A 15,764-nucleotide genomic window follows, 5' to 3' on the forward strand; every position below is an offset into this window, starting at 1 on the left:
GCGCTACCCCTTCGTGGCGCCGGCGAGGAGTCCTCGGACGAAGAAACGCTGCAGCGCGAAGAACACGATGAGCGGGACGAGGATCGAGATGAAGGTTCCGGCCGCCTGCAGGAACCACTGGTCGCCCCACGTGCCGGAGAGGGAGTTGAGCGATTGGGTCAGCGGCAGCGACGACGATGGAGCGAAGATCGTCGCGACCAGCAGGTCGTTCCACACCCAGATGAACTCCAGCACCGCGAACGAGGCCAGCGCGGGCGCCGCGAGCGGGAGGATCAGCCGGAAGAAGATCTGCCCGTGCCCGGCGCCGTCGACGCGCGCCGCCTCGATCACCTCGTGCGGGATCTCCGCGATGAAGTTGTGCAGCAGGAAGATCGCCAGCGGCATCGCGAAGATCGTGTGGGCGATCCACACGGTCGCGAACGAATGCTCGATGCCGCGCAGGTCGAACCCGGGGAAGATCGTGACGTCGTTGATCGTGAGCCCTCGCGAGAAGAGGCTCAGCAACGGCACGAGGGCCATCTGCAGCGGCACGATCTGCAGCGCGAAGATGAAGATGAAGAAGAAGTTGCGGCCCTTGAAGTCGATCCACGCGAAGGCGTACGCGATGAGCGACGCGACCGCGAGGGCGAACAGCACCACCGGGATCGTGATCGCGAGCGAGTTGAGGAACGACGCGCCCAGCGTGAGCGCGGTGCCACCCGAGGTCAGGGCGAGCGCGTAGTTCTGCAGCGTGAAGCTCGGATCGACGAAGACCGTCCACCAGCCCGTCGACTGCGTGTCCGAGCCGGGGCGGAACGACGTGACGAACATGCCGAAGGTCGGAATGGTCCAGAAGAAGGCGATGACGATCGCGGCGATCGTCGCGCCCTTGGAGGTCAATCGACGACGCGCCATCGCCTCGTGCTTGCGCGTGTCGCGCGCGACCTGCCGAGCGGATCGGTTGTCGACGACCGGCTCGATCACTTCGATGGTCATCGGATCTCCCTCTGCTTCCGGATCTGCCGCACGTTGAAGATGATCAAGGGCAGGACGAACAGGAACAGCACCACGGCGAGGGCGCCGGAGTGCCCGTAACTCTGGAACCGCTGCTGCTGGTTGACCATCTCGAAGGCGAGGACGGTCGAGTTGGCCCGGCCGCCGGTCATCACCGCGACGATGTCGTACACCTTGAGCGCCCCGATGGCGATCGTGGTGACCACGACGATGAGCGACGGTCGGATGCCCGGGACCGTGACGTTCACGAAGCGCTGCCACGCGTTCGTGCCGTCCAGCTGCGCCGCCTCGATCTGCTCGGCGGGCACGGCTTTGATGGCGGCCGAGAGGATCACCATCGCCAGTCCCGTCTGGCTCCAGATGAACACCGCCAGCAGCAGGAACGTGTTGATGAGCGGCTGCGCGTCGAGCCATGACACGGGTTGAGCGCCGAACGCCGTGAGGATGGCGTTCAGGATGCCGACCTGCTGGTCCTGCCGGTAGTCGTACACGAACTTCCAGATGATGCCCGCCGCGACGAACGAGATCGCGAACGGCATGAAGATGAACACCTTCAGGACCTTCTCGCCGCGCGCCTTGTCGATGAACACCGCGTAGGCGAGCCCGATCGCCGTGGCGAAGGTGGGGGCCAGCAGCACCCAGATGAGGGTGTTGATGACCGACCAGAACCCCTCCGGGTTGGTGAAGGTCCAGATGTAGTTGTCGAACCAGACGAACTGCGCGCCCGTCTTGTCGAAGAACGACTGGATGAAGGTCGCGACGGCCGGATAGATCAGGCCCACCAGCAGGAGGATCGCGGCGGGAGCGGCGAACAGCACGAGCTGGAACAGGTACCCGGCGCCCTCGCGGGAACGGTAGTCGGCGTAGAAGAGCACAGCGCCGAGGATCACCGCGATCCCCAGGACGTACAGCACCGCGTTCTGGTAGGGCCGCAGCAGCATGAACGCGAGCACCGGGATCACGAAGCACGCGGCCAGGCGGATCCAGAAGTAGACCCGACCGCGGCGCGGCGCGTACTCGATGAGCAGCAGGATCAGTCCGATGACGGCGCCGAAGACCAGCAGGATGATCGGGATCTGCACGATCGGTCCGAGGTCGCCGAGCCAGCGGAAGAAGCTGTTGAGCGAGAATCCCAGGGTCGTGGGCTTCGTCTCGGCCGCCGGCCTCGTGATCATGAAGAGGAACAGCGCCACGGCCAGGATCAGCGCGGCGGCCACCACCAGCGCCGTCGTGCGGCTCTTGCGCGCCGCCACCTCGAGCCGGCCGGGCCCGTCGGCATCCTGCGGCGGCGCGGTCTTCGCGGACCGGGCCGCTTGTCTTGTGTCGGTCATGACTACCCTTCCGAGTGCGTCTTCGAACTCATGGATGGATCACGCCGACGGACGCCGACCGGGAGGTCGTCGCGGCCGTCGGCAAGTGGGTCCGGTGGGCCGCTCGCATCGAGCGAGCGGCCCACCGGGCGAGTTCCGGCTCAGTTCTGGTAACCGGCCTGGATATCGCTGAGCACCTGATCGGTGGGCTTGCCGTCGATCCAGCTGACCATGCCCTTCCAGAACGATCCCGAGCCCACCGTCGCGGGCATCAGGTCGGAGGCGTCGAAGCGGAGCGTCGTCTTCGGGTCCTGGAGCACCTTCATCGCCTCGGTGAGGAACGCGCTGGAGGCCAGCGACGGGTCGGCGCCCTTGTTGGCCGAGACGACACCGCCGAGCTTGACGCGCGCGTTGGCGAACTCCGGCGTCGACATGAACTCGACGACCTGCTGCACCGCGGCCGAATCCGAGAACGCGGCGACGAACTCGCCGCCACCCTCGACCGCCAGCTCGCCCGACTTCACACCCGGGAGGATGAACGCGTACACGTCGCCGTCCGGAGCGATCTTCGGCGTCTGGCCGGCGGCGTTGGTCACCGTCAGGAAGTTCGCCGAGAGGAACGACGCCTGGTGCGTCATCGGGCACGTGCCGTCGGCGACCTTGGCCGCGACATCCGCGAACGCCACCGAGTTGATGCTCTTGACGTCACCGAAGGCGGCGTTGACGTAGGCCGGGTTCAGCAGGATCTGGCCCACCGCGTCGAAGGCCTGCTTGATCTGCGGATCGGTGAACTTGACCTTGTTCGCGACCCACTGGTCGTAGACGTCGGGGCCGGACTGGCGCAGCACGAGGTCCTCGATCCAGTCGGTGCCGGGCCATCCCGACGCCGCCTGCGACGCGAAGCCCGCGCACCACGGTGCCGCCCCGGTCTTCTGCTGGATGGTCTGCGTGAGCGCGAGCATCTCGTCCCACGTCTTGGGCACCTGCACGCCCCACTCCTTGAACTTCGCCGGCGAGTACCAGACGTAGCCCTTGAGGTTGGCGAGCATCGGCGCGGCGTAGAAGGTGCCGTCGAAGGTGCCGTAGCCCTTCCAGTCGGCGCCCCAGTACTGGTCGACGTTCTTGCTGACCGCATCGGCGGCGGCCTTGACCGAACCGGTGCCCACGAGCGTCTTGAGCAGACCCGGCTGCGGGACGATCGCGACGTCGGGCGCGTCACCGCCGCTGACCTTCGTGACGATGTTGCCCTCGAACCCCTTGTCGCCGGTGTAGACGACCTTGATGCCCGTGTCGGCCGTGAACTTCTCGAACGACTTGTTCAGCGCGTCGGCCTCCGTGCCGGTGATACCACCGGAGATGTTGACCGTCTGGCCGGATACCGACCCGGAGGAATTGCTCGAGCTGCCTCCCTCGGCGCAGCCCGCGAGTGCGAGACCCGCGATCGCCACCAGCCCCAGTCCCACCGTCATACGGCGATGCAGGGGTGACCGCATTGCATTCATCTATTGCCTCCTCGTTGAGTCGTGCGCGCGCCTGTGCGCGCAGGGAACCGGGTTCGGGGGTGCTTAGGGAACCGATTCCATGCACACGCTAGGGGATCGGTAGCGGGCGCGCAACAGAACTTCATCACAACTCGATAACCCGCCAAGATCGCGGTGTGATAAAGGGATCACGTCCTCGACCGGCGCCTGGAACCGGTTCCATTCTCGGGGCGATCCCGCTATCCTCTCTAGCGGTCACGCACCCGCGTCGCCGCCCGATGAAGGGAGGGATGTTGAGCGGGATCGCCGATGTCGCGCGACGCGCCGGCGTGTCGAAAGCCACCGCGAGCCGAGCCCTCACCGGACACGGCTACGTATCGGCCGAGACGCGCACCCGCGTGCAGGATGCCGCGCGCGCGCTCGGCTACGTCGCGTCCAGCAACGCCGCCAGTCTCGTGACGGGCCGCACCCGGAACATCGGCGTGATCATGCCCTACCTCAACCGCTGGTTCTTCGCCGAGGTGCTCGAAGGCATCCAGGACGCCCTTCTCGAGCACGGCCTCGATCTGACCCTGTACGACGCCCGGCCCGGGACGGTCGGCCGCACCCGCATCTTCGAGGACTTCCTGGCCCGCAAGCGGTTCGACGGGCTCATCGCCGTCGGACTCGAGCCGGAGAACCGCGAACTCGAGCGCCTGCTGTCGATCGGGCGCCCGCTCGTGAGCGTCGTCGGCGACGCGCGCGACTCCAGCGCCGTCTCGATCGACGACGACCATGCCGCGCGCCGCGCCACCGAGCACCTCATCGGACTCGGCCACCGCCGCATCGCCTTCGTCGGCGGCAATGTGGGTGCGCACTGGGCCGAGGTCGACCGACGCCGGCTCCGCGGGTACGAGGCGGCCATGACCACCGGCGGCCTCGGCGACGAGGTGCGCCACATGAGCTCGGAGGTCACGCTTCCCGGCGGGTACGCGGTATCCGTCGATCTGCTCGGCGACGCGGCGCGTCGCCCCACCGGCATCGTCGGGGTGTGCGACGAGGTCGCGATCGGCGCCATCATCGCTGCCCGGCGCCTCGGCATCCAGGTTCCCGGCGATCTCAGCGTCGTCGGCATCGACGACCACGAGTTCGCCGAGATGTTCGCGCTGACCACGCTCGCGCAGGACCCGCGCGAGCAGGGTGCCGCCGCCGTCGCCCTGCTGCTGCAGCACGTGTCGGATCCCGACTCGAAGCCGGTCGAGCTCACGCTGCGGGCCCGGCTCATCGTGCGCAGTTCGACAGGTCCCGTAGACCGCGCCTCCTCGGCGATCGAGGCGGGCACCGGATCCCGCTGACGGGGATGCAGAAGGCCCCGGGTGCTCGCGCACCCGGGGCCTTCGAAACCGGAGGGATCCGGATTACTTCAGGGTGACCGTCGCGCCGGCCTCCTGGAGAGCGGCCTGAGCCTTCTCGGCGGTCTCCTTGTTCGCGCCCTCGAGCACGGCCTTGGGAGCACCGTCGACGACGGCCTTGGCCTCGCCGAGGCCCAGCGAGGTGAGCTCACGGACGACCTTGATGACCTGGATCTTCTTGTCACCGGCGGCCTCGAGGACGACGTCGAATGAGTCCTTCTCCTCGGCCTCTTCCGGAGCGGCACCGGCGGGGGCGCCGGCGGCGGCCACGGCCACGGGGGCGGCGGCGGTGACGTCGAAGGTCTCCTCGAACGCCTTGACGAACTCGCTGAGCTCGATGAGCGTGAGCTCCTTGAACGCGTCGAGCAGCTGCTCAGTGCTGAGCTTTGCCATGATGATTCTCCTTGTTTCGGGGTTCTCTACGCCGGGACCTGAGATCAGGCCGCGGACTCCTGCTTCTCACGCAGCGCGTCGACCGTGCGGACGGCCTTCGACGGGAGCGCGTTGAAGACGTAAGCCGCCTTGGTCATCGTCGCCTTCATCGCGCCGGCGAGCTTCGCCAGCAGGACTTCACGGCTCTCGAGATCAGCGAGCTTGTTGACCTCATCGGCGGTCAGCGGGTTGCCATCGAAATAGCCGCCCTTGATCACCAGAAGAGGGTGTGCCTTGGCGAAGGCACGCAGACCCTTCGCGACGGAGACGGGGTCTCCGTGCACGAACGCGATGGCCGACGGACCCTTGAGGTCGTCGTCCAGCGACGTGATCCCCGCGTTGTTCGCGGCGATCTTGGTCAGCGTGTTCTTCACCACGGCGTATTCCGCGTCCTGACGGATGTCGTTGCGCAGCTGCTTGAGCTGGGCAACCGTCAGACCGCGGTACTCGGTCAGCAGAACGGCGGTCGAGTTCTCGAAGTTCTTCGTGAGCTCGGCGACCGATGCATCCTTCTGCGCCATGGCCACTCCTTGTATGAATGAGACGCACCGCGGTGGCGGGCGTCGCCGCGTCCGTTCGGTCGCTCTCGGCAGGCATGCAAAAAGCTCCGGCGCAAGCGCACGGAGCTTTCCTTCGAAGTTCGTGTCACCTGCGCGGGCCCCTGCGATGCAGTGCTTCGATCGGGTTCCGCTTGCGCGCACCCCGATGACCGGCGGTCTTTGGCTCCGACAAGCGTACGGGATGCCGCGCCCCCCGCCAAATCCCACGTTCACGCCGGGCACCCTCCCGCCCGCTGCTGCGCGGCCCGGGGGTCGCGCGGCAGCTGCCACGCGGCCGGGAGCCGCACGCCCGGGAGCCGCACGCCCGGGAGCCGCACGCCCGGGAGCCGCACGGCCGGGGGTCGCGGCCCGGCGCCACCCGCTCGCTGTCACGCGGCGCGGAAGTCGCGCCGCGCTCTGCCACCGAGTCTTGGTGTGCGAGCAGAGTCGACGTGCGAGGGCGGCGTGAACCACACCTCTGCGCGCACACCTCTCCCCCGCACCCCGATCGTCCAGCCGTCATCGTGGATGCGGTGATGACAGCGCCCGCAGAGCAGCACCCCGTTGTCGAGGTCGGTGGGCCCGGCATCCCTCGACCACCACCTGATGTGATGCACCTGCGTCATACCGGGCGGAACTCCACACATCGCGCACCCGCCGTCTCGTTCGACGAGCGCGAGCTTCTGCGCGGAGCTGAACAGTCGCCGCGAGCGCCCGAAATCGAGGATCTCGCCGTCACCATCGAGCACACACGGAATGACGGCGGCGTTCGCGGCCATCCTTCGCACAGTGGCGATGGAGACCGGCTTGGCCACCCCGTCGATCACACCGTGACCGACTCCGCGTTCGAGGTCGTCGAGCGCAACCCGCACGACAATGGTCGCGCCGCCGGTGGGCTGATCGGCCGCATCGCAGTCGAGCATGTGCCGACAGATCGTCGTGAGCGCGTCGGCGCGCAGCTGAGAGACCGTGCGCGTGTCGTCGGCGGGCGGCGCAGCATCCGTCGCCTCGCAGACGACTCCACGCGGACCGTCGCCCCGCAGTCGCAGCTGCACGCCGACCATCGCCTCGAGCACCGTCACGATCGGCGCGCCGCTCTCGGGATCGAAGACGCCCGTCAGATGGAGCAGACCTGAGCGGTCTTCGCGAATGCTCACCCCGCGCTGCGCGCGGAGATCGTCTTCGCGCGGTTCAACACCGTCGGGGTCGAGCCACGCCTCTGCGCGCTGCAGCACCTTGTGAAGTTCGCTGAGCGAGAGCCCGGCGGCCTTGTCGACAAGGGTGTGCTGTGCGTCGTCGATCGCGTCGGATGCCGCTCGAAAGGCGACCCGGTCGATCAACGCGATGACGGCCGCAGCCGCGTCGATGCTGATCGCACCGGCAGCGACCGCGCTCGCGACAGCGGGATGCTTCGCGGGGGCGGGCTCACCCGTGAGCGTGAGACGGGGAGCAGTGGCCTCGCCGACGCTCACCTTGCGTGCGGCGTCGGCCATCGTCGCGCCGGTGGTCGCCGCAATGAGCGCGGTGGGCGTGCGGAAGCCCTGCTGCCGCGCCAACCCGGCATTGCCCAGTTCGGCACGGGATGCTCGCGCGATGCGTGCGGCGACCTGCACCTGAACGGCATCGATCCGCCGCGTGATCGCCGTCAGGGTCTGGACGAGTTCGACGAGCGCGGCGCTTGATCTGCCGTCGTCACCGACACCTGGCGCGTCAGCGCGCCACCAGGCGACGCGGGCCGCAGCCAGCGCATCGTCGATGCCTTCGAACGGATCTTCCATACGATGACACTATCATGACGCGATGATCTATGTCGAATATTTGTTCGACTGCTCCTCCCCATACGCCCCATTTCTCCGCACGACACAGGGTACTTCTCATATTCGGCACGGTGCGGCACAATCGCATCAAATCGTACTTATCTTCGATACATGTACGTTCTCGACGCCGATGAGCCGTCTGACCTCGCTTACCGCGTGCCTTGGACTGTCGACCGGACCTCACCGCACTGGTGCACGCTCATCAACTCCAGCGATGACCGACTTCGCTGCGTCTCGACGCAGTTCTTCGGTGACGGGTGGATGGAACCTGCGATCCCTCGGGCCGCGTTCGGACCGGGCGACACGCTTCGACTGGCGTTCTTCGGTCAGCATGCACGTGACACTGCGCGCGTCTCCGTGCACTGGTTCCACAACGATGACGAGTACGTGTGGACCTTCGTCTGCTGATCGTCAGGCGATGCGATCGCCGCGCCGGAAGTAGGAATCGGGCAGACCACTCACCGGCGTGGGCCGCACACCCTCCGGGAGCGCGTAGGGATCGAGCCCCGCGAACAACTCAGCGAGGTCGATCTCGAGCACTCCGGCAATCCGAAGCACCGTCAAGAGCTGCGGGTTGCCCCCACCCGCCTCGATCTTGCGGATGTTGGTGACGTCGAGCTCGCTGATCGCCGACAGGCCGGCGGGAGACAGCTTGCGCGCCTCGCGATGAGCCGCCAGGCGACGCCCGAGGACGACGCGCGGATCGGCGGACTCGTGAGGCATCCCTCCTTGGTATCCGCCCACCCGTTCGCGAACGAAAGGTTTCGAACGAATGGTTATAGTCATGTGGTTGTAACCATTCGCAACGACGAGCCATCGGGGGAGGGCAAAGGTCGTGGCCGACATCGCAGACGCGCTCGCGAACCCGATCCTCAACGGGCCGTACGATCCACCGGAGCGGCACTTCGTGCTCGGCAGCGACGGCCCGACCGGTGAGACCAATCCCGGCCGACGCCCGAGCGAATCGTTCATCCCGATCCCGCAGGAGCGAAAGGGAAAGCGCGCCTCTGCTGAGTTCGAGCAGCAGGCGTTCGATCTCGATATGACGGGCGAACGGCGCGAGGCCAACGAGACCATCAACGGACTCCGCCGCGATATCGACCTCTGGCGCGCTCGCAACTACCACGGGGTCACCCCGATCTCCCGCAAGCTCCTCGACCACTGGGCGGATCCGACGCGCGAGAACCGCGTGCTCTTCTGCCAGCGTGAGGCTGCGGAGACGGCGATCTTCCTCGTGGAGGTGGCCGGACGGCAGGGGTACACCGACTGGCGTCGCGGCATCGACGCCGCCAACGACGAGCACAACGCCGGCCTCCCCCGCATCGCGCTGAAGATGGCGACCGGCTCGGGCAAGACCGTGGTGATGGCGATGCTGATCGCCTGGCAGACGCTGAACAAGGTGCAGTCGCCACGCGATGTCAGGTTCACGAACAAGTTCCTGATCATCGCGCCCGGCATCACGATCCGCGATCGGCTGCGCGTGCTCCTCCCGAACGAGCCGGGCAACTACTTCGACGAGCGCGACCTCATCCCGGCGGACCTCCGCGGCCGTCTCGGCGATGCGCGCGTCGTCGTCGTGAATTATCACGCCTTCCTTCCGCGCGTGCGCAAGGAGTTCCAAGGAGTCGCCAGACTTTCGAAGGAGATCCTGGCGCCGGGCGCTACGGGGAGGTTCGACGAGAGCCCCGCTCAGATCGTGTCGCGCGTGCTCCGCGACTTCGGAAGCGATCCCGGCCAGATCGCGGTCCTCAACGACGAGGCGCACCACTGCTACCAGGACAAGCCGTCCAGCGGCGCGCTCTCCAAGGAGGAGCGTGACGCGAATGCCGACGCGCGCGTCTGGTTCAAAGGCCTGCAGGCGATCGCCGGCACGAAGGGCTACGGCATCAAGCAGATCTTCGACGTCTCCGCCACGCCGTTCTACCTCGGCGGGTCGGGCTGGAACGAGGGCTACATCTTCCCGTGGACGGTGAGCGACTTCTCCCTCATGGACGCGATCGAGTCGGGAATCGTCAAGATCCCCCGGCTGCCCGTCGACGACGACGCTGAGGGCGAGACGACGACGTATCGCAACCTCTGGGAGCACATCGGCACGCAGCTCCCGAAGCGCGCCGCCTCGGCGACGATCGACACATCCGGATGGGTGATGCCTGCAGAGCTCGAGAGCGCCTTGCGGAGTCTCTATCGCAGCTACCGCAGGTCATTCGACACGTGGGAGCGCACGCTTCGAGAGCATGGCGAACCGCCACCGGTCATGATCGTCGTCTGCCCGAACACTCTCGTGTCGAGGCTCGTTCACGAATGGGTGGCGGGCGCGGAACTCGACACGGGCGTACTCCGTCCAGGGCGCCTCGAGCTGCTCGACAACACCTCCGACGGCGCCTGGCTGGCGCGCCCCCGCACGATCCTCATCGACTCCGCGCAGCTCGAATCCGGTGACGCGCTGTCGAAGGACTTCAAGGATGCTGCGAGCACCGAGATCGCCGCGTTCCAGGATGACTGGCGTCGCGCGAATCCGGGCATGGACGTCGATCAGCTCACCGACGAGGACCTGCTCCGCGAGGTGATGAACACCGTCGGCAAGCGCGGAAAGCTCGGCGAGCAGGTGCGCTGCGTCGTGAGCGTCGCGATGCTCACCGAGGGGTGGGATGCGAACACCGTCACGCACATCCTCGGGGTGCGCGCGTTCGGGTCGCAGCTGCTCTGCGAGCAGGTGATCGGCCGCGGACTTCGTCGTAGGTCCTACGCGCTGAACGACGAGGGTCGGTTCGATCCCGAGTACGCGAACGTGTACGGCATCCCCTTCGCGTTCATCCCGGGCGAGCGGCCCGCCGACGACCCGAAGCCGCAGCTTCCCGCGATCGAGGTGGCGTCGGTGCCCGACAGGGAGTCGCTGCGCATCTCGTTCCCACGCGTCGAGGGGTACCGCATCGAGATGCCCGAGGAGGAGCTGTACTTCGAGGCATCCGACATGGCGCCGTTCATCGTCGGACCAGACACCGTGCCGAACTGGACCGAGATCGGCGGCATCGTCGGGGCGAACGAGCGCGACGAGTTCGACGTCGACGACCGCCGACCGCCGGCCGTCGTGTTCGAACTCACCGACCGACTGCTCAAGAATCACTTCTCGAATCAAGGCCTCGACCCTCGCCCATGGCTCTTCCCGAAGCTCTTGCCCTTCGTGCGCGAGTGGATGTCGACGAAGGTCCAGTACCGCGACGGCTTCCATCCCTGGCATCTGCTCAAGTCGACGGAAGCCCAGCACGAGGCGATCGAGCACATCCATCGTGCTATCCACTGGCAGGGACAGGATCGTCCCGAGTTCCTCCGACCGATCCTCGACCGGTTCGCGCCGACGGGCGACACGAGCGGGGTCGCGTTCGTCACCCGCAAGCGCACGTTCGAGACAGTCAAGAGCGAGATCAGCCATGTCGTCCTCGACGGAGCCGACGGCAACACCTGGGAGCAGATCCTCGCTCTGGAGTGCGAGCGCAACGCCGATGTCGCCGCGTACGTCAAGAACGATCACCTCGGATTCGCGATCCCGTACGTGCACAAAGGCCGCTCGCACCGGTACGTTCCCGACTTCCTGCTTCGGCTGAAGCGGATCGATGCCGACGTGGAGCGCACGCTCATCGTCGAGGTCTCGGGGGGCCAGAAGAAGGCGCACTCCCCCGGCGCGGTGGCGGTCAAGGCCGAGACCGCCCAGAAGTCGTGGTGCACGGCCGTCAACAATCACGGCGGCTTCGGCGCCTGGGGGTACATCGAGATCGACTCGATGGTCGACGTGACGGAGCGACTGTGCGAGGCGATCGCATCCCTGTACGCCGGCGATCCGATCGTCGGCGACTACCAACGACTCGAGCGCGGCCCGCGCGCCGTGCTCTTCCAGGAGGTGCCCGATGGCGCGTAACCCTCGCCCGAACGGTTCGACGCCCGTCGAGTCGTATGCGCACGCGAAGGAATCTCGTACCAACATCCCGACGGCGGATGCGGCCGCCGACTGGGTGGATCCCGACGATCTCGTCCGCGAGCCCGTGGAGTACGAACGTGCCGCCGGCTTCGCGGCCGAGCGGATGCTGCGCAACGAAGCACTCGACCCGCAGCTCGTGTGGCGGGGCAAGGATGCGCAAGACGACACTGACCTGGTGGTCGACGCGCCGCCGATCTACATCCAGGAGAAGATCGACCCGCGCGTGCTGATCGAGAACCTCCGCAAGACCGCGGTCGACGGTGACGTCGAGCCCGAGGCGACGCTGTTCGACGATTTCGAGGGCCTCGACGAGCTCGACGCCCTGGAGTTCTACCAGCACCGCATGAACTGGCGGAACCGCATGATTCTGGGCGACTCGCTGCAGGTCATGGGCTCTCTGGCCGAGCGCGAGGGCCTGCGCGGACAGGTGCAGATGGTCTACATCGACCCGCCCTACGGCATCAGGTTCGGCTCGAACTGGCAGGTCTCGGCGCGCAAGCGCGACGTGAAAGACGGCAAGATCGAGGATGCCGCGCGCGAGGCCGAGCAGATCAAGGCCTTCCGTGACACGTGGGAAGACGGCATCCACACCTACCTCGCGTATCTGCGCGACCGACTGGTGGCGGCGCGCGACCTCCTGACCGAATCGGGATCGGTCTTCGTGCAGATCGGCGACGAGAACGTCCACCTCGTCCGGTCGCTGCTGGACGAGGTCTTCGGCGCCGAGAACTTCGTGAGCCAGATCGCTTTCAAGACCACGAGCGGCAAGGCGTCTGCCACCCTCGATGCTGTGCACGACTACGTGCTGTGGTACGCGCGCAATCGCCAGATGGTGAAGTACCGCGAGCTGCGGACGGCCCGGAGTGAACGCACGATGAGCTCGGTCTACAACTGGATCGATACAGGCGATGAAGCACGTCGGTGGAAGCCCGGCGAGAATACTCTCGGACGGCGTTTCATGACGTCGATGATCCATTCCCAGAGCGGTGGCGAAACAACCTCCTTCACCTTCGACTTCGACGGTCGGCCCTTCGGAAGAGCGGGAATCTTCTGGAAGACCACGCATGCAGGAATGACCCGCCTCGCGCACGCCGGGAGACTGATGCGCATTGGCAACACACTCATGTATCGGCGCTACGAAGACGACCACCCCGTTATTGCGCTGACGGGTATGTGGGACGACACGGTCCAGTCGACCTTCGCAGCTGACAAGTACTACGTCGTCCAAACCGCGACCAAGGTCATCGAGCGCTGCATGCTCATGACGACCGACCCCGGCGATCTCGTGATCGACCCCACGTGCGGCTCGGGCACCACCGCATACGTCGCCGAGCAGTGGGGCCGCCGCTGGATCACGATGGACACCTCACGGGTCGCCCTCGCGCTCGCCCGGCAGCGACTGATGGGCGGCAAGTACCCGTACTACCTGCTCGCGGACACCGAGGAGGGGCGGAAGCAGGAGGGCATCGCCGCGGGGAAGCTGCTGCCCCCGGCATCCACCGAAGGCGACATCCGCCAGGGCTTCGTCTACGAGCGCGTGCAGCACATCACGCTCAAGTCGATCGCGAACAACCCCGACATCCGCGAGGGGATGACGCGCGACGAGATCGACGCCGCCATCAAGCGACACGCCGAGTTCGAACTGCTCTACGACCGCCCCTACGAGGACAAGCGCAAGGTGCGCGTCACGGGACCGTTCACCGTCGAGAGCCTCTCGCCGCATCGCTCCCTGCGCTTCGGCGACGAGGGCAGCGAAGCCGAGCAGGCCGCCGACCTCGACGCGACCGGAGCGGACTTCGCCCAGACGATCCTCGACAGCCTGCGCGCCTCCGGTATCCAGAACGGACGCCGCCAGGAGCGCATCGAGTTCGCCGCGCTCGAACCCTACGCAGGCACCCACGTGCAGGCGATGGGCGAGCGCCGCTCTGAAGCAGAAGACACGGCCCCCTCGCACGTCGCGATCGCTCTGGGGCCTCAGTACGGCACCGTGTCCGCCTCCTTCATCAAGGAAGCCGCGAAGGAGGCGCTCCGCAACAGCGAGGTCGACCTCCTGTGCGTGCTCGGCTTCTCCTTCGATCCCCAGGCGACAGGTGTCACCGAAGCCGACGGTGTGACCCTCGACACGTCCGATGAGGGATTCGCGAAGGTCGAGGGCGTGCGCAAGCTCGGGCGCATCAAAGTGCTGCTCGTGCGGATGAATGCCGAGCTGCTCATGGGCGACGCGCTCAAGAAGACCGGCGCGGGCAACCTCTTCACCGTCTTCGGCGAGCCCGACATCGCCCTTCGACCGGTTCAGGGACCGGGCGAGGAAGACCGGTTCGAGATCGAGCTGCACGGTGTCGACGTCTACGACCCGACGACCGGCGAGGTGCGCAGCCGCCAGACCGACCGCGTTGCGCTCTGGATGGTCGACACCGACTACGACGGCGAGTCGTTCTACGTGCGGCAGTGCTACTTCACCGGCGGCAACGAACCGATGAAGAAGCTCGAACGTGCCCTGAAGTCTGAGATCGACCCGGATGCCTGGGCGGCGCTCTATCGCACGGTCTCGCTGCCGTTCGACCGCCCGTCGACAGGCAAGGTCGCGGTGAAGGTCATCAACGACTACGGCGACGAGGTCATGCAGGTCTACAACGTCGGCGACTCCTCTCCGGCGAACGTCTGACCCACCCCCGGGTGTCGCGCACCGCGCGTCCGCGGGCGGGGTTAGCCTCGAACGGTGACCCCCGAACTCGCCGCCCGCATCGTCGCGGACTCCCGCGATCGGGTGGCCTGGGTGCGGGCGCGGTCGCGCGGGATCACGGCCACCGACGTCGCCACCCTCACCAGCGAGCGCGCGATCGCCCGTGCCGCCGATGCGAAGCTCCTGGGCTCCGGGTTCTCCGGCAACGCCTACACCGCGCACGGACGCCTGCGCGAGCCCGAGATCGCCGCGTGGGTCGCCGCCACCCACGGCATCCAGCCTTCCTCGGCCCTCTTCCACGCCGAGGTCGAGAAGCGCCACCTCGCCACCCCCGACGGGGTCGCGGTCGCCGGCGACGGGCGCATCACCCTGTGCGAGATCAAGACGACGAACAAGGCGTGGCGCAGCATCCCGCGCACGTATCTGCGGCAGATCTGGTGGCAGCAGCACGTGCTCGGCGCCGAGCGCACGCTCGTCGCCTGGGAGCAGCACGACGAGTTCGTGCCGGTGCGCGACGAGCCCCGCTGCGCGTGGATCGACCGCGACGAGGCCGAGATCGGCCGGCTCGTGCATCTCGCCACCGCGCTGATCGACGAGCTCTACCGGCGCACGACGGGCCAGCAGGTGCCGCTGCAGGAACGGATCGAGCGGATGCCGCAGCCCGCCCGACTCCGACAGCCGTACCGCGCCCTCGCCCTCGCGGACTGACGGCGCGACCGCGCCGGCGATGACGACGTTCACCCTCGACGGCACCGCCGTGCGAGACATCCCGTCGCTGTATGCCGAGCTGGACCGCGTGCTCATGCCCGACGAGGAATGGACGCTCGGTGCGAGCCTCGACGCGCTCGACGACCTGCTCTACGGCGGTTTCGGCGAGCTGGCGACGGCCACCGAACCGGTCCAGGTCGTGTGGACGGATGCTGCGGCCTCCCGTCGTGCGCTCGGCCGCGCGGCCACGATCGCGTACTACCGCGAGAAGGTGGCGCGCCCCGACGTGTTCGATGCCAGACGGTTCACTCCTCTGCTCGCCGAGGCGGAGGCGGGCCGCGGACCGATCTACTTCGATCTCGTGCTCGACGTTTTCGCCGCCCACCCCGAGATAGATCTGCGGCTCGCCTAACACCTGCCGATGGTTGACACCGATC

Annotated in this window: 13 protein-coding genes; 6 read left to right on the plus strand and 7 right to left on the minus strand. The window is 67.1% G+C overall.

Features of this window, described 5'->3' with window-relative positions:
* Nucleotides 1-3: 3 nt before the first annotated feature.
* The 3 genes from ACSJDX_RS02750 to ACSJDX_RS02760 all read right to left on the minus strand — a co-directional run bounded on the left by ACSJDX_RS02750 (nucleotide 4) and on the right by ACSJDX_RS02760 (nucleotide 3,796).
* Nucleotides 4-975 carry a carbohydrate ABC transporter permease gene (locus ACSJDX_RS02750; RefSeq protein ID WP_438354062.1) on the minus strand — a complete coding sequence of 324 codons (972 nt, stop codon included), beginning with the start codon at nucleotides 973-975 and terminating at the stop codon, nucleotides 4-6.
* A complete protein-coding gene (locus ACSJDX_RS02755; protein WP_438354063.1) occupies nucleotides 972-2,324 on the minus strand; it encodes a carbohydrate ABC transporter permease in 1,353 nt (450 codons plus the stop codon). The genes ACSJDX_RS02750 and ACSJDX_RS02755 overlap by 4 nt, the downstream gene beginning before the upstream one ends.
* 140 nt (nucleotides 2,325-2,464) lie before the next feature.
* Nucleotides 2,465-3,796 (minus strand): ABC transporter substrate-binding protein, encoded by a 1,332-nt coding sequence (locus ACSJDX_RS02760; RefSeq protein WP_438354918.1) that lies wholly within the window; start codon nucleotides 3,794-3,796, stop codon nucleotides 2,465-2,467.
* Between the two features lie 281 nt (nucleotides 3,797-4,077).
* Here ACSJDX_RS02760 and ACSJDX_RS02765 point away from each other — a divergent pair, with 281 nt between their 5' ends.
* On the plus strand, nucleotides 4,078-5,118 hold the full coding sequence (locus tag ACSJDX_RS02765) for a LacI family DNA-binding transcriptional regulator (RefSeq protein WP_438354919.1): 1,041 nt from the start codon (nucleotides 4,078-4,080) through the stop codon (nucleotides 5,116-5,118).
* A gap of 63 nt (nucleotides 5,119-5,181) precedes the next feature.
* Here the strand turns inward: ACSJDX_RS02765 and rplL are convergent, their stop codons facing one another.
* The 3 genes from rplL to ACSJDX_RS02780 all read right to left on the minus strand — a co-directional run bounded on the left by rplL (nucleotide 5,182) and on the right by ACSJDX_RS02780 (nucleotide 7,924).
* A complete protein-coding gene (gene rplL, locus ACSJDX_RS02770) occupies nucleotides 5,182-5,568 on the minus strand; it encodes a 50S ribosomal protein L7/L12 (protein ID WP_438354064.1) in 387 nt (128 codons plus the stop codon).
* 44 nt (nucleotides 5,569-5,612) lie between these two features.
* The gene (rplJ, locus tag ACSJDX_RS02775; RefSeq protein ID WP_438354065.1) at nucleotides 5,613-6,128 is read right to left on the minus strand and encodes a 50S ribosomal protein L10; all 516 of its coding nucleotides are present in this window, start codon (nucleotides 6,126-6,128) and stop codon (nucleotides 5,613-5,615) included.
* A gap of 407 nt (nucleotides 6,129-6,535) precedes the next feature.
* The gene (locus tag ACSJDX_RS02780; protein WP_438354066.1) at nucleotides 6,536-7,924 is read right to left on the minus strand and encodes a DUF222 domain-containing protein; all 1,389 of its coding nucleotides are present in this window, start codon (nucleotides 7,922-7,924) and stop codon (nucleotides 6,536-6,538) included.
* Nucleotides 7,925-8,074: 150 nt separating this feature from the next.
* On the opposite strand from ACSJDX_RS02780, the gene ACSJDX_RS02785 reads away from it, so the two are divergent.
* Complete coding sequence (locus ACSJDX_RS02785; RefSeq protein ID WP_438354067.1) at nucleotides 8,075-8,371, plus strand: hypothetical protein; 297 nt, start codon at nucleotides 8,075-8,077, stop codon at nucleotides 8,369-8,371.
* A gap of 3 nt (nucleotides 8,372-8,374) precedes the next feature.
* Here the strand turns inward: ACSJDX_RS02785 and ACSJDX_RS02790 are convergent, their stop codons facing one another.
* On the minus strand, nucleotides 8,375-8,686 hold the full coding sequence (locus tag ACSJDX_RS02790; protein ID WP_438354068.1) for a helix-turn-helix domain-containing protein: 312 nt from the start codon (nucleotides 8,684-8,686) through the stop codon (nucleotides 8,375-8,377).
* Nucleotides 8,687-8,798: 112 nt separating this feature from the next.
* Here ACSJDX_RS02790 and ACSJDX_RS02795 point away from each other — a divergent pair, with 112 nt between their 5' ends.
* The 4 genes from ACSJDX_RS02795 to ACSJDX_RS02810 are packed head-to-tail and all read left to right on the plus strand — an operon-like array spanning nucleotide 8,799 to nucleotide 15,739.
* Nucleotides 8,799-11,876, plus strand: a complete 3,078-nt coding sequence (locus tag ACSJDX_RS02795) for a BPTD_3080 family restriction endonuclease (RefSeq protein ID WP_438354069.1) — start codon at nucleotides 8,799-8,801, stop codon at nucleotides 11,874-11,876.
* On the plus strand, nucleotides 11,866-14,601 hold the full coding sequence (locus ACSJDX_RS02800) for a site-specific DNA-methyltransferase (RefSeq protein ID WP_438354070.1): 2,736 nt from the start codon (nucleotides 11,866-11,868) through the stop codon (nucleotides 14,599-14,601). Before ACSJDX_RS02795 ends, ACSJDX_RS02800 begins: the two co-directional genes overlap by 11 nt.
* A gap of 54 nt (nucleotides 14,602-14,655) precedes the next feature.
* Nucleotides 14,656-15,327 (plus strand): YqaJ viral recombinase family protein, encoded by a 672-nt coding sequence (locus ACSJDX_RS02805; RefSeq protein ID WP_438354071.1) that lies wholly within the window; start codon nucleotides 14,656-14,658, stop codon nucleotides 15,325-15,327.
* 19 nt (nucleotides 15,328-15,346) lie between these two features.
* Nucleotides 15,347-15,739: a barstar family protein gene (locus ACSJDX_RS02810; RefSeq protein WP_438354072.1), complete on the plus strand. Its 393-nt coding sequence runs from the start codon at nucleotides 15,347-15,349 to the stop codon at nucleotides 15,737-15,739.
* The last annotated feature ends 25 nt before the right edge of the window (nucleotides 15,740-15,764 follow it).

This window comes from Microbacterium fluminis, from assembly GCF_051549805.1.
GTDB lineage: Bacteria > Actinomycetota > Actinomycetes > Actinomycetales > Microbacteriaceae > Microbacterium.

Excerpts from the sequence above, each read along its gene's own strand:
- ACSJDX_RS02750 (WP_438354062.1), bottom strand. The coding sequence starts at position 975 with ATGACCATCGAAGTGATCGAGCCGGTCGTCGACAACCGATCCGCTCGG.
- ACSJDX_RS02755 (WP_438354063.1), bottom strand. The coding sequence starts at position 2,324 with ATGACCGACACAAGACAAGCGGCCCGGTCCGCGAAGACCGCGCCGCCG.
- ACSJDX_RS02760 (WP_438354918.1), bottom strand. The coding sequence starts at position 3,796 with ATGCGGTCACCCCTGCATCGCCGTATGACGGTGGGACTGGGGCTGGTG.
- rplL (WP_438354064.1), bottom strand. The coding sequence starts at position 5,568 with ATGGCAAAGCTCAGCACTGAGCAGCTGCTCGACGCGTTCAAGGAGCTC.
- rplJ (WP_438354065.1), bottom strand. The coding sequence starts at position 6,128 with ATGGCGCAGAAGGATGCATCGGTCGCCGAGCTCACGAAGAACTTCGAG.
- ACSJDX_RS02780 (WP_438354066.1), bottom strand. The coding sequence starts at position 7,924 with ATGGAAGATCCGTTCGAAGGCATCGACGATGCGCTGGCTGCGGCCCGC.
- ACSJDX_RS02785 (WP_438354067.1), top strand. The coding sequence starts at position 8,075 with ATGTACGTTCTCGACGCCGATGAGCCGTCTGACCTCGCTTACCGCGTG.
- ACSJDX_RS02790 (WP_438354068.1), bottom strand. The coding sequence starts at position 8,686 with ATGCCTCACGAGTCCGCCGATCCGCGCGTCGTCCTCGGGCGTCGCCTG.
- ACSJDX_RS02800 (WP_438354070.1), top strand. The coding sequence starts at position 11,866 with ATGGCGCGTAACCCTCGCCCGAACGGTTCGACGCCCGTCGAGTCGTAT.
- ACSJDX_RS02810 (WP_438354072.1), top strand. The coding sequence starts at position 15,347 with ATGACGACGTTCACCCTCGACGGCACCGCCGTGCGAGACATCCCGTCG.